The sequence below is a fragment of the Methanooceanicella nereidis genome (genome assembly GCF_021023085.1).
Classification (GTDB): Archaea; Halobacteriota; Methanocellia; order Methanocellales; family Methanocellaceae; genus Methanooceanicella; species Methanooceanicella nereidis.
On the sequence record NZ_PGCK01000002.1, the window covers coordinates 347,974 to 361,408 of the forward strand.

Annotated in this window: 12 protein-coding genes; 5 read left to right on the top strand and 7 right to left on the bottom strand. The window is 44.2% G+C overall.

The features are described 5' to 3' along the window. Positions 1 to 2 precede the first annotated feature (2 nt). Entirely contained in the window at positions 3 to 3,263 is a 3,261-nt protein-coding gene (locus CUJ83_RS15865) for a VWA domain-containing protein (protein WP_230740824.1), read from the bottom strand. Positions 3,264 to 3,531: 268 nt separating this feature from the next. Here CUJ83_RS15865 and CUJ83_RS03915 point away from each other — a divergent pair, with 268 nt between their 5' ends. Continuing rightward, entirely contained in the window at positions 3,532 to 4,200 is a 669-nt protein-coding gene (locus tag CUJ83_RS03915) for a tetratricopeptide repeat protein (protein ID WP_230740826.1), read from the top strand. 415 nt (positions 4,201 to 4,615) lie between these two features. Here CUJ83_RS03915 and CUJ83_RS15625 read toward each other — a convergent pair whose 3' ends face one another. The 4 genes from CUJ83_RS15625 to CUJ83_RS03930 form a co-directional block, all read right to left on the bottom strand. Further along, positions 4,616 to 4,786, bottom strand: coding sequence for a CxxC-x17-CxxC domain-containing protein (locus CUJ83_RS15625; RefSeq protein ID WP_369423864.1), 171 nt, complete (start codon positions 4,784 to 4,786; stop codon positions 4,616 to 4,618). A gap of 237 nt (positions 4,787 to 5,023) precedes the next feature. Next, positions 5,024 to 5,686, bottom strand: coding sequence for a hypothetical protein (locus CUJ83_RS03920; RefSeq protein WP_230740828.1), 663 nt, complete (start codon positions 5,684 to 5,686; stop codon positions 5,024 to 5,026). Between the two features lie 232 nt (positions 5,687 to 5,918). Further along, complete coding sequence (locus CUJ83_RS03925; protein ID WP_230740830.1) at positions 5,919 to 7,196, bottom strand: anaerobic sulfatase maturase; 1,278 nt, start codon at positions 7,194 to 7,196, stop codon at positions 5,919 to 5,921. A 13-nt stretch (positions 7,197 to 7,209) separates the two neighbouring features. Then, on the bottom strand, positions 7,210 to 9,507 hold the full coding sequence (locus CUJ83_RS03930; RefSeq protein ID WP_230740832.1) for an arylsulfatase: 2,298 nt from the start codon (positions 9,505 to 9,507) through the stop codon (positions 7,210 to 7,212). A gap of 389 nt (positions 9,508 to 9,896) precedes the next feature. Here CUJ83_RS03930 and CUJ83_RS03935 point away from each other — a divergent pair, with 389 nt between their 5' ends. After that, positions 9,897 to 10,262, top strand: a complete 366-nt coding sequence (locus CUJ83_RS03935; protein ID WP_230740834.1) for a hypothetical protein — start codon at positions 9,897 to 9,899, stop codon at positions 10,260 to 10,262. A gap of 246 nt (positions 10,263 to 10,508) precedes the next feature. On the opposite strand, the gene CUJ83_RS03940 is transcribed toward CUJ83_RS03935, so the two are convergent. Both CUJ83_RS03940 and CUJ83_RS03945 read right to left on the bottom strand, forming a co-directional pair. Continuing rightward, a complete protein-coding gene (locus CUJ83_RS03940) occupies positions 10,509 to 11,069 on the bottom strand; it encodes a hypothetical protein (protein WP_230740836.1) in 561 nt (186 codons plus the stop codon). Positions 11,070 to 11,271: 202 nt separating this feature from the next. Further along, on the bottom strand, positions 11,272 to 12,234 hold the full coding sequence (locus CUJ83_RS03945; protein ID WP_230740838.1) for an ATP-dependent 6-phosphofructokinase: 963 nt from the start codon (positions 12,232 to 12,234) through the stop codon (positions 11,272 to 11,274). Positions 12,235 to 12,466: 232 nt separating this feature from the next. Between CUJ83_RS03945 and CUJ83_RS03950 the strand changes: the two genes are divergently transcribed. From CUJ83_RS03950 to CUJ83_RS03960, 3 genes are all read left to right on the top strand, one after another. After that, entirely contained in the window at positions 12,467 to 12,631 is a 165-nt protein-coding gene (locus tag CUJ83_RS03950; RefSeq protein ID WP_369423873.1) for a DUF1059 domain-containing protein, read from the top strand. A gap of 454 nt (positions 12,632 to 13,085) precedes the next feature. Further along, complete coding sequence (locus CUJ83_RS03955; RefSeq protein WP_230740842.1) at positions 13,086 to 13,232, top strand: hypothetical protein; 147 nt, start codon at positions 13,086 to 13,088, stop codon at positions 13,230 to 13,232. Beyond that, complete coding sequence (locus CUJ83_RS03960) at positions 13,229 to 13,414, top strand: hypothetical protein (RefSeq protein WP_230740844.1); 186 nt, start codon at positions 13,229 to 13,231, stop codon at positions 13,412 to 13,414. The genes CUJ83_RS03955 and CUJ83_RS03960 overlap by 4 nt, the downstream gene beginning before the upstream one ends. Positions 13,415 to 13,435: the final 21 nt, after the last annotated feature.

Below are 13,435 nucleotides of genomic sequence, written 5' to 3' on the forward strand. Positions count from 1 at the left end.
CCTTATTCCAGTATTATTTGACCTCTCATGTCAGGACGGTTAACTACTATGAATGTGGAATCAGTGCTGTTACCGTCCGATGCGGATATTCTCAACAAATAATTACCAAAGGGAAGGTCCCGGACATTCCAGTATTCCTTGAAAGGCGTATTATTATTGGACATATTACCCTGGAACCCGGTAGAAATGACGTTGAATATCCCCGTTGTATCCGGAGCGAAATCGATCACCTGCGTATAGTTGCCGGTATCGTTATACCTTACAAGCCATACTACTTCTGTCAGGTCATTCCTGATCCGGGAATTATTACCCGGCGATATAATGGTGATATTAATGATCCGGTCATCCGCGTTTAATCCGGCAGTAAGGTTATCGCTTGCATAGATCACCTCATACCCGATCTCGGAAGTGCCAATACTATCATCAGGCCTTAAAAAGCTTATCTGGCTGCCGTTGCCTATAGGATAAATGTATCCGCCTTTCTTGATCAAAAGCTGATATTTTACGCTCCATATCTCATTGACCCGAATGACTCCGGGGTTCCATTTTAACGTATAGGAAGAGTCGTTGAAAGTTATCGTCGGGTCTTTTTGGTATTTGGTACCATTTGTTGCCGTAACTATGGCAGACCCGGATACATATTCGGCATTATTTATCACCGTACCGTTGATCTCGGACCTTTCGCCCAAAAGGGTGAGTTCGCTGGACTGTGCTATAGTGTCATGCATGTCGGTAGCGATAAACTTGAATCTCTCGGAAAGGTCGCTGCTGTTGGAAGCGCGATAATATTTACCCCCTGTGACGTTTGCAAGGTATGACAGTTGCTCCTCATCGCAGCCGCCGAAACCCACGGTATATAATATTATACCATTATCCCTGGCCCGTAAAGCCTGGGCGCGATCATTGTCGGGATAGTATGAATACCCGTCCGTCAGAAGAATGATAACTTTCTTAACATCATCGTTGGTAGTAGATAGCAGATGATCGATAGCCCGGGACAAACCAAGATGAGTATATGTCCCTCCGCCCAGTGACATTCCGTTTATACTTGATATTAGGCCGGAACGGTCTCCGGACATTGGCGTAAGAGGATATCTTAATTGTGAATTAGAGTTATAAGATACCAGTCCGACCCTGTCAAGGGGGGATACTGTTTCGACGAAATCCTTTGAGGCATCTTTGGCAGCTTTTATCCTTTTTGTGTTTAGCTCAACTGAGAGGAAGTAAGGAGATGGGGGCGCAATTGTGCCATTCTGGTAACGTGCGTAAAGCTGGTATGTCCCGAGAGGCATGTTCTTAGCGTCATTGACCACGTGAATGCGCTCGGTCAGGCCTGACGTGCAGGTGTAATTATTCCCATTGGGGTATTGTACGAGAAGGTCATAATAAGTGGTCTGAGACCCGCTAAGACCCTGATTATTATACCTCCATCCGCACATGAAATCGATGGATTTCGGCCTTTGGGTCATGGTATATTCTCCGATCTTATACCATTTTTTATCGTCAGGTATCCAGCCGGTCTTCGGCAATTCTCCCTGCCGGTCAAGGTCTGCATACCAGTCCATACTTGAGGAGGTATCGATGACTAGCATCGCATCGACCGGCTTTGGAGCCACTTTCCATCCGATCCCGGTTATGTTTATCGTGACATTAACTGACTTATTCACTGCAGCTATGCGAGGTTCCACTTCAGTCGATACGCTAAGGAAAGAACGGTTCGTGTAGATGATATTCGCGGTAGCCATCATCCCATTACTTTCCGCTTTTACGGTCGCTTCGCCGAAATAGAATGAGTTATTATCAAGAGTGAATACCGACCTGAACTCTCCGAACTGGTTTGTGGTACCGCTTGAAGGTTCCGAAATTAAGCCGTTACCGGTCGGCACTGTGAGCTCCACATATTGACCGGGCAGGGGATGATACCATTCGTCCGTGACTATAGCAGTTACGTTGGTCGCGTGAATATTTTTGAACGATTCATCGTTCAATACTTCAGAGCTGGCGACAACATTGGGTATAGCCCTTAAGTAGACTTTACAAGGCGGGCCTACGATATACTGGAGAGAAATAGATTTAGTCAGGTTGTTAATTGTCGAGACGTTTATCAATACTTCGCCAGGATAGCTTGAAGGGCTGGACGTTATCTCTGCGGTCCCGAATTTATTTGTCGGCACAGACCATACTTCACCGTAAGGATTGGAAAAATTGATCAATATGCCTGATGGAGCTCGGTTACCGAACTCATCCGATAATTGTGCCATGATCTTATAAGTCGATACACCATCAGCAAAGACCGGATCTGACGGGATAGTAAATACAGTCAGATTGGTCGGGCTGGAGCTCATTACCTGAAAAGTAGTCATCCTGAACAGGTCAAGATCCCTGACCTTACACATCACGTAATTGGTACCGATCGAGGTAGACGCGTTCAGAGTAACGGAGGCAACACCGGTGTCCGATACTACATAGTATGGTATGCTGTTGTTTTGTCCGGGCCTGTACAGGTAAAACTCATAATAAACCGGGACTCCTGTAAAAATCGAGCCGCCGTTCGTCAGAGTCCCGGTTATTGTCACACTGGAGTTCGCCACTATTATTTCAGCTGACCTTTCAAGGGTCAAATCGCCATCTACGAACCAGACCTGTGTCGAGTTAGATATTGTAACGGGAGAAGATTTAGTGCTTACCTGAATATTTTCAATATAAGAACTAGCGCCGGGCCCTGCGTTGAATGATAATGTACCGAACTCATCTGTCACACCTTCCAGATGGATACCCGAGCTTGTATCAACCCCTAAGACAGTGGATTTATTTCGATTTTGATATTTATCTTCGACTATGGCCGTTATCAGGGCGGTGGATATCCCGTTGGCCTGCACCAGCTTTCTTGAGTATGCCAGATATATGCTTTCCGGGTCAGATGCCTGGACAGGTATAGATCTTGTTAAGATATTATTAGAAACGTTTATCCTTAAATTGTGATCTTCAGCTTTAGTTGACGCAATGAATGAAAAAAGTGCGATACCGCTTGAGTCTGTGACGCAGGTCAGTATCTGTGTGCTTGAGTCGGGATATGTCACCTGAAGTTCCACATTTTTATCAGATAAAGGAATGCCGTTTTCAAGAACACTTACTTTAACATCGACTGGTTCGGTAACGCGAGGGATCGAAGTAAGTATCTCTGTGTCTATACTGTAGCCCGTATCTGCTTTTACGACCGCAGGAAATATTCCGGAAAATAGAATTGAAATTAAACAGACCACTATTATAAAACACATCACATGTTTCGAACGCTTGTATGACAATCCCTTGCACCTACTATTTTAAAAGAAATTACTTATATATAAGTATTTTGTTTATGAAAAAAAGTTAATTAAATAACGTTTATTAAAATTTAAAATTGTTTTATTTGGTATTTATTGGTTTTATTCAAAATTTTATAAAATAAATTGGAAAATTCGTTAAATCAAAATTCAATAAATGTTTTATACTCTCAGATAGACCCTGAATTTATAATGCGGAGACAGAACAATGGGGCTGCTTGAAAGGATCTTTGGTGAAAAAGAGGGAGATGTGGTATCAACCGATATTAGCGGATTGTATGAACAAAGGATACAGGATATGGAAGAAAAAAGGACACTATCGGATAATAAGAAGCTACAAAAGGCGATAATGGATTATCAGGACCCGGAAAATACCGAAAAGAGAGAAATATTCGTTTTTGAGGAAGAGATCAATAATAACCCTGACTATTATCTCCCATATTACTGGTCAGCCACACATAAATTTAATAAGGGTAATTTCGAGCAGGCGAAGGAGATCCTTATAAAAGGCATAGAGAAATGCAAGCTAAAAAGTGTTCTATGCAGGCGGCTTGCAGAGTTCTATTTTATGAAGGGTCACCTTGAAAATGCCTTATACTGGTTCTTTACAGCCCTCATGGCCAGCAGCTCTGATACGGATTTTCATTCATATTTCTACCTGGGCTATATCTTTGAAGCCCATGGAATGAAAGATGCTTCGCAACTGGCTCGCAGAAAAGGCAGGGGCATCGCGTATAGATTATTTTATGACACGGCCGAGTATTCAAAAAGCAAAGCCGAGAAGATTAAGACTCATGCTGTTTCAATTAAAAATGAGAAGACGCTGAAAATGCTAAAAGACTTTTACAGATATGAAAAAAAGAACCTGTTTATATAGAACCGGGAAATATGTAAGATCAATCTTATTGTTCATTTAACAATAATCGACCAAATAAACTAAAAAATTAGCAAATAGAATATTTTGTATATTTTGACCTCTGACGTTGATCGATAATTAATTTACTTCATAAACATTTATAAAGATATTTAGGTTGAAACTGGAATTTAAAAAAAGAATTAATGATCTATGCATGTGTTCCACTTCGTTTTCCACGTATCCGTAAAAACAACTTTTAACCGGATTAGCCGGTATATGAGAATGATAACTGCAGGAGATCTGGTCATTAAAGAATATATGGATATTAACAGGCAAATAGTCAAGATGAATGAAAAAATTAATAATAAAATATTAATTGCGAAAAGCGAATCTTCGCGTAACCTTTGCTATTATGCGGCTCGAAATTATATATGTACTAAAACCTTGGCTTCCTATGTTTCGGAAGACAATCCCGGCAATATACCGGCCTGCCTTCTGTCGGCTTGAAGGGCACTTCGCATTCTTTACCACAATCGGCACAAGTTGCCTTGTGCATTTCTTTTGGGCCTTCGAAACTTCTCCGGCCTCTAAATCCAGTGTCTCTCATTTATATTACTCATACAGACATTATTCTGCAATTCGAGTAAGTAAGAACATTGTATATAAGTTATGCTTCATATTATCGAATTTATTTAAAATTTTACGGACTTCTATCGGAAAAGATAATAAAAATGATGCTAAACCGACCAGAGTTAGCTGATTATAAGTGTAAGGATTTTCATCCGTGCTCTCTGTATGCAGAATTAGAAGTTTTATGAATAATAGGAGTTTTCGATAATATATATCAGGTATATGTTTCATTCCCGATAGTGACAGAGTCCACAAAAAAGACCTCGCACGATCCCATTCCCGAGTCGGTCCTTATCCTGCTTGTCTTTATCCACCGAAGGCCTCCGCCGGATGTCCAGTAAACGTCCACCAGATAACCGCCCATCGTTATCTGCCGGTCTCTAGCCAGAGATCCCAGCGCGCCGTTGACCGCATCGTTCGAAGGAATGATATGGGTATTCGATGAGTGTGACTGTATATAGCTCCCGCTTACCGGGCAACCGCCCATATAGCGATACTGGTATTTCCGGTCATACTGGTTATAAGTTATATAGCCGTCAACATCAGCGTCTTCAAGCTTACCCCATACCAGTACCATATCAATAGGGACGATCGATGACATCTCATCATGATAGATGCTCTTACTTTTGACTGTTGCCGTGATATTATATGTAGCTACAGGCTCTATCTCAAAATCGACCCCGTTGTAAGTCCTGCATATGGTCAGAATTGAACAGTACTGTTGAAGCGGTTCCTCAAAGATCGTACCGCAGGGAGGGACTTCCGGATGCATGGATTCGTAGTTATTGAATGAAGAGTATATGCAATAGATGAGTCCGGACATGATTATTAAAAATAATGAGAAGAATAGGACCATCAACAGCTTTATTCTATCCATATCCTCATCCTTATGCAGAGGACATATAAAATATCTTATGTAGCGAATTTATTTTACAGCTATCGATAATTGGAATTAAATTCATTATTAAACGTTTAAAATAACATTGACGGCCATAGAATTGCATCTGGCTCCTGTATCGACTTATTTCTAAAAAACGGCAATAAAAAAAATAAGTCTGCAGGACAGGTTTACAAATCATACCATTTATTCGCCTGACTTAAATAGAATGTTAATATTTGCCATGACAACGTTTGAACTTAAGCCCGCTTCCGCACGGGCATGGATCGTTGCGCCCTATCTTTACATATGACCTTCGAGCCTGTTCGCCGGCAAGGATCTGCATGATCTCGGCGGGAGCCCTGTTCTGGCGGAGCAATTGTGCCATCATTTTCATAGGCCGGTCTATATGATCAAAGAATGACCTGTAACCGGCACACAGATAGTTCAATCCGGGCTCACCGTCCGGCGTGTTTATGATGCGGTCTTTGGGGCAGCCGCCATGACAGGCAAAACGCACTTCGCATTCGCGGCAATAAGCAGGCAATGTTTCCAGCTTGTCCCTTCCGAACCGGCTTTGCTTTAATGAGCCCGCTATTTCTGACATATGCATCTCTTTTATGTTACCAAGGAAATATTTCGGCTCTACAAAGTGATCGCACGAGTACATGTCACCGTTGTGCTCAAGAGCCATGGCCTCGCCGCATGTCGGAGAGAAAATGCAAAGCCCGGAAGGAACGCCCGCCCAGTTCGCAAGGGCTACGTCGAACGTCTGTACGAATACACGGCCTACATCCCTTCTTACCCACTCATCGAATATCGCTTTCAGGAAATTTCCGAATTGTTCTGCCTTTACAGACCTGCCGGTGACATCTTGTCCTTCCTGGAATCCTGTTTCATTATCCCTTTCAACTATCGGTATGAACTGTATGAATTGAGCTCCGGCTTCATCGCGGAAGAACCGGTATACGTCGAGTGGATGATCTGCGTTTGAGGCATGAATGGTCGCAAGGATATTGAAGTCTACATCATACTTTTGAAGAAGCCGTAAGCCTCGCATCACCCTGTCAAAAGTAGGATTCCCGGACCTGTCGACGCGGTATGCGTCGTGTAGTTCGCGAGGGCCGTCTATACTGATACCGATGAGAAAGTTATTCTCTTTGAAAAATCTGCACCACTCGTCATCCAGTGTCGTTCCGTTCGTTTGCAGCGTGTTAATTATGGTCATGTCGGGTTTTTTATGTTTTTTCTCGAGTTCGATGGACTTACGATAAAAATCGAGCCCCATCAAGGTCGGCTCTCCGCCCTGCCATGCCACATATACCTGTGGCACCTGATGCGACTCGATCACCTGCCGTATGTATGTTTCCAGAAGCGCGTCATCCATTCGGAAACGGTTTCCGGGGTATAGCCTCTCCTTTGAGAGGAAGAAGCAATACCTGCATTGCAGGTTACATATCGATCCTGTAGGCTTTGCCAGTACATGGAAAGCGGCCGGTGTGCCTGTCATCTTATTATACTCTCTACTCCCTGGCGAACGCCATTCTTGTCTCTAGCTCGGTATCGCGCTTCTTTTCGCCGCTGATGTCTACGGTGACCTTCTTTATTTTACCGGTAAACTTGAAAGGCGACTTATAATCGTCTGTGACCGGCACGCCGCCGTCATATCCGCAGCATAATCCTTCTCCGGCCAGATTATAGGCTATCGGCACTGTATGCGGGATCTCTCCTTCACCGGCTTTTTTACCGTTAATGAAAAGTATCCCTTTTCCCTGATGATCTCCAGTCTTTTTGAACTCGAACCTCAAGGTAGCTTCGCCTTCCGGCACATCGAACTCCGAGCTTATACGATACTCTGTGATCCCTACATAGTTATGCACGTAATGCAGCTTTCTGTCCTTGATATAGAATGAGTAGCCGCCGAAAACCGAGCCATGCGCGAGCAATACGCCATCGGCCCCGCCTTTAGGTATGTTGACATGCGCCGTTATGCTATGAGAGCGGTTTTTAACATCCGCCGCGACTCTTTCGGGGACCGGGGATATGCCCGGGTAATATGTATATTTGGTACGGTCCTTTACCATGACAGGCCTCGGCTCAGCGAGGCGTTCCTGCCCCCGGCCGTCCAGCGGCAGAACATGGTATTTGCCGGCCTCCATCCACCAGGTCTCTATCAGTTCCTGAAGTTTTTCCGGATGCCGGTCCGCAACATCATGGCATTCTGAAAAATCTTCATCGACGTGATAGAGTTCCCATTTTACCCGGGATAATTCCTCTTCGGTGACCTCTTTACCAAATGGCCATGGAGCCACGGCTTTCCACCCGTCATGATATATGGCCCGGTATGAGAACATCTCATAATACTGTGTTTTACGGACGCTGGGTGCCTCCTCGTAATCGAAGCTGTACCCAAAGCTGACGCCTTCTATAGGTTTTTGAACATAGCCTTTTACCACAATAGGATGCTCGATATTTAAGATGTCAAGCACAGTGGGCATGACATCGATAGCATGGAGATACTGGCTCCTGACCTCTCCTTTCGACTTGATGCCCTTTGGCCAGTGCACGATAAAGGGATCGCTGATGCCGCCGTTATGTGTTTCCCGCTTCCAGCGCTTGAACGGAGTGTTCATCGCCATCGTCCAGCCCATCGGGTAATGGTTATAAGTTCTGGGCCCGCCGAGTTCATCCAGCATCTTTAGATTATCTTCGAGGCTTTCCGGTACCATGTTGAAAAACCGGTTCTCATTAACTGAGCCAAACTGCCCTCCTTCGGCGCTGGCGCCATTGTCCGATATAACAAATATCAGAGTATTGTCGAGATCGCCCGTCTCCTCCAAAAAGTCTATCAATCGCCCTATGTGATGGTCTGTGTGGCTGAGGAAGCCTGCAAAGACCTCCATCATGCGGGCATAAAGCTTCTTCTCGTTGTCAGGCAGACCGTCCCATTCCTGTACTTCCGGCTCTCTCGGGGGCAATTCTGTATTTAAAGGCACGATGCCCATTTTTTTCTGCCTCTCCAGAGTCTCCTCCCTGACTTTATCCCAGCCTTTATCAAATAGCCCCTTATATTGATCCGCCCACTCTTTCGGCACATGATGAGGCGCATGGCATGCCCCTGTGCAGAAGTATATGAAGAACGGCTTATCAGGCGTTACCGCCTTTAGGTCTTTTATGAAATCTATAGTCTTGTCTACGAGGTCTTCGGTCAGATGATACCCTTCTTCGGGAGTCTTAGGCGGATCAATTTCATGATTATCATATACCAGGTCAGGATCATACTGGTGGGTCTCCCCGCCGAGGAAGCCATAAAATCTCTCAAATCCTCTTCCCATGGGCCATCTGGTGCGGGGCGACGCCATATTCGTCTCTTCATCGGGAGTGAGATGCCATTTACCTACAGCATAAGCAGAATAGCCATTAGGGGTCAGTATCTCTGATAAAAATGCGTTAGTAAGCGGTATATGCCCGTTATATCCCGGGAACCCTGTCGCTATCTCGGTTATTCCTGCCATCGCGTTCGAATGATGGTTCCTTCCCGTCAAAAGGCAGGACCTGGTCGGCGAACATAATGCTGTCGTATGGAAGTTATTGTACCGCAGCCCGTTCGCTGCGAGCCTGTCGAACGTCGGCGTATCTATTGGGCCCCCATAACAACTTAAGGAGCCGAAGCCCACATCGTCGAGCACGATATATAATATGTTCGGCGAGCCTTCTTTCGCTAATACAGGTTCAGGCCACCAGGGTACAGATTCCCGGTAAGTCCTTCCTATCCTGCCGTGAAATTCTCCACTGCTGTAAGGATCGATAAATTTTGCCATAGTATCACCCACCGATAATGTTCTCCGGACCTAAGAGCACTATACCGTTTATATCAGCACTAACAGCTCAATACATTAAAGTAGCCCGTCTATTATCAGTCTTTTAACAATTTTAAAATATTATAAAGTAATTAATATAATTTATACAAACTTATTAATCATTTTAATAGCTTAAAAAAGAGATTTTGATTGTTTTTACTTACTCCATTAGTCTCTAAACATCCATATCAAAAGTTAAGACCAGCGATTCAGGCCAATATACCCGGGATAAATCGCTTAGAACTAGAAACATTTTGTTTTTATTTATGATTGAACATTAGATTAACACAAAATTATTGTTGTAATAATATAAATATTCAATAAATCATTATTTAATGGGTTTGTTGGGTATGAGGCCGATTGTAGTCCTGAACATATTGCTTGTCATTATATTATTGATATATGCACAGCCTGCTAATGCGCAATTTTGTATATTACCGCAGACAACCAGTATCCCATTCGTGACTACCTGCGATCTTTTCTATATGAATCCGTATTCTGTCGGGGCATTGATCATCAAGGAGGCGAACAGGACCACATTTGCCAGCGGCCATGAAGGCGACCTGATCCTTACTTTCACGCCTGCAGAGCCTGTGGAAAACTGCATCAGCCTGCCTGCCCTACCCCTTATTGTCCAACGACAGGATAGCTTCATGGCCTATGATGACACCTACTTGTTTACAGATATAATAGCTACAGGTTCAATAGGTACTTAATGAGCCTGGTTCAACACAGAACAGGTATCGGAACGATCCTGCAATTGTGACTTGATAATCAGGCATGTTCATGAATGGTTTTATGTTACGTTCTGTGGCCTGTTCCTTAAATTTAATTTTATCACAAAGAGATACTTGCATGTACTTTTTATCACTGTGGCCCGGCAGATCATCATGCTTAAATGTCAGTTAATGGCTCTGCGGACCCGCATGACCTGACATCCTTTACCATAGTCGATATGAAAACTATGCTGTTTGATTGGCCAGTGCCCTGATTATTTTCTCTACGATCTTTGCTCTTCTCAGATATGTTTCCGGGCTGACATAAGCGTACCCGAGCGACCTTATACCGATGTCGACATTATTGCCCCCGGGAGCGATCAAACCCACCAGCTTACAGTACTGGGAACCGGGCTGGACCGTGAATTGAGTGAAAATGTCATTGGGCGGCTCTTTATAAATAATTGAGGACGGTCCTTCGTTTACCCTTATCGTTCCCTGCATATACTGTGCGGGAAGCATTAGCTCTTCGAGCGTAGTATCCCGGACTAGCGTTTTTAGCCTTCCGTCCCCTATACCCACATTTCCTACGGCCCTGGCGCCTTCCCAGTCCACTATCTTTTTAGCGGCAGTACCGTTGACATCGTACCCCATCGGAAGATAGTGCCTGGTGCTTCTGTTAGCCATCGTATAAATATCCGCACGCGCACTGGCATCATATACAAGGATATTGATGAATGAAGGAAGAATAAAACATATTGAGATCAAAAGTACTATTATCGTTTTTAAAAGATGCCCGCCTCCCATATTTAATAGATATTTCTTTACCGGATTTTATTACTATAGACATTTTTAAACGCTGGAGAATTAGTTAGCCTGTAATTTCAACAGGCAAAATTGGACGGTAATAGTAGTAGCATGAACCATATGCTTAGTATCCGCCGGGCATTGTTAACACGATCCGGTATAATGGTTGTCCTTGAGATAAAAAGTTCAATTACGAAAAAGATCATTTCGCCAGGATTTCTGCCAGTCTGATCAAGCTTAGATCAAGACGCTTTTCACCTTCGCAAGAATCCTTTATATCAATACTCTTTACACTGCCGTTTTGAAAGACAACTGCTTTGTTCCCCTGGCCTTCGAACAATAGCTCGACGGACCTGTTCCCAAAAAGGCTTGCCAATAGCCGGCTTCTTGCCGTAGGGTTCCCGCCTCTCTGGGCATATCCTAAAATGCTGAGCCTTGTTTCCAGCCCGGTGTTTTCCCTGATGTCCTTTGTAAGCTGATGAGTGTCGCCGATACCTTCGGCTGCCACGATTATGCCCGACTTTTTTCCTTTTTCGGCATTTTCTCGGATGATCTCGAATACGTTTTCCGCTATGAACTCTACTTCAGGGACAAGTATGATCTCAGCCCCTACCGTTATTCCTACGGTAGATGCCAGGAACCCCCTTTTTCGCCCCATGACCTCCACCACGAAGATCCGGTCATGAGAGACAGCCGTATCCCTGATCTTGTCTATTTGCTGCACCGCGGTGTTAACCGCCGTGTCGAACCCTATAGTCTCGTCCGTGCCAAAGACATCATTATCTATTGTCGCCGGGATGCCGATCATCGGTACTCCCGACTTATTACCCAGTTCTAAGGCTGCCCGGAAGGAACCGTCGCCGCCAATGACCACCAGCCCGTCGATATTGTTTGATGCGAGGCTCTCGCAGCCTTTCTCGACGCCTTCTTCGGTATTGAACTCAGGGCACCTGGAAGTATGAAGTATAGTGCCGCCATGCTGGATTATTCCGCTTACTGAACGCGGCGTCAGAACCATACAGTCATTTCTGATCAAGCCATGCCAGCCTTTTTTGAAGCCGGTGACTTTAAGATCTTTCGAATGCGCTACACGAACGACCGCCCTGATCGCAGCGTTCATGCCGGGCGCATCTCCCCCGCTTGTCACTATACCAATATTCTTCAAAAATGATCCCGTCTAAGATTTTACTTATCATTTAAAAAATATTATCGATAATATAAACGATAACGGCTTACAGAATATGTTCGGCCATAACTGCCCGTAAGCAGCATAGATCGAGACGATCGTTCGGCATACCCTGACAGTTGGGCTATAGTAAATTACTCGACGCTATTCGCCATTTTTATCAAATAATTATTTTATATGCAAAATAAAATAGAATCCGGGGTGAACAGGTATTACAAAAGAATTCAGCTGTAAGTCCACAGGTTCCGACTGTCCTTTCATGGTCCGTGACGAGAACGTTGACGAGCTTGTCTCTATGGTACAGAGGCATGCAAAGGACGTCCATGACGAGAAACTATCAAAGGACGACATTCTAAAATTTACTAAGAGCGTGTAGGCTGTATAGCCTGCACTTTTTATTATCGGTCAGGCTAAAAGAATCGTATTATAGCGGCCGATACAGCATATTTGGTGTGTTTTTAATCACGGTAAGGGTCCGGGAGGCCCGGGCTGAGGCTCGGGCTGCGGAATAGGCTCCGGCGGTGGCGGCTCTCTTGCGGTTGAGTTTTTCATATTTTCTTATGTAAAAAACGTATGTATTTACAATTTATCCGGATATTGTGTGTTTATTCGGGAATATATAACTTTATTCTATCCTGAAAATTCAGTCTGCTCTGGCATCTACGAAAGAGAGCATTCAGGAGTGACAGTTAAATTGACCGAACGAGATGACCGCGAATAAATAAAAATTTTAAATTTTAATATTTTTGCCAACTTAGTCAGCTATTGTATATTCAGGTATACGAGGGCGCCAAATTTTATCGACCCGGTTCATTCTTATATGGAGCAGAATGAGCCTTAAGGAAGACTTGAAGGAAGCCCTGTCAGGGGACATTATCGATCATCTTCCCGGTGGTTTTGAGATAATAGGGAATATTGCCGTCTTTTCTATCCCTCCTGAACTGGATGATCATAAAAAGCAGATAGCGAGACATTGATATCCAGGCGAAAGAACATCCGGACAGTCCTGAATAAGACGCCAAAACTTGAGGGCGATAAAAGAGTAGCGCATTATGAGATACTTGCGGAAAACTTCACGCTTCTCGCCATGCTCCAAAATGACTTACCGACACCGCACCTTGCCAAAAAGATCGGGTCACTGCTCTGTGGAAACCTGTAGATCATAGCATTTAATAGAAAT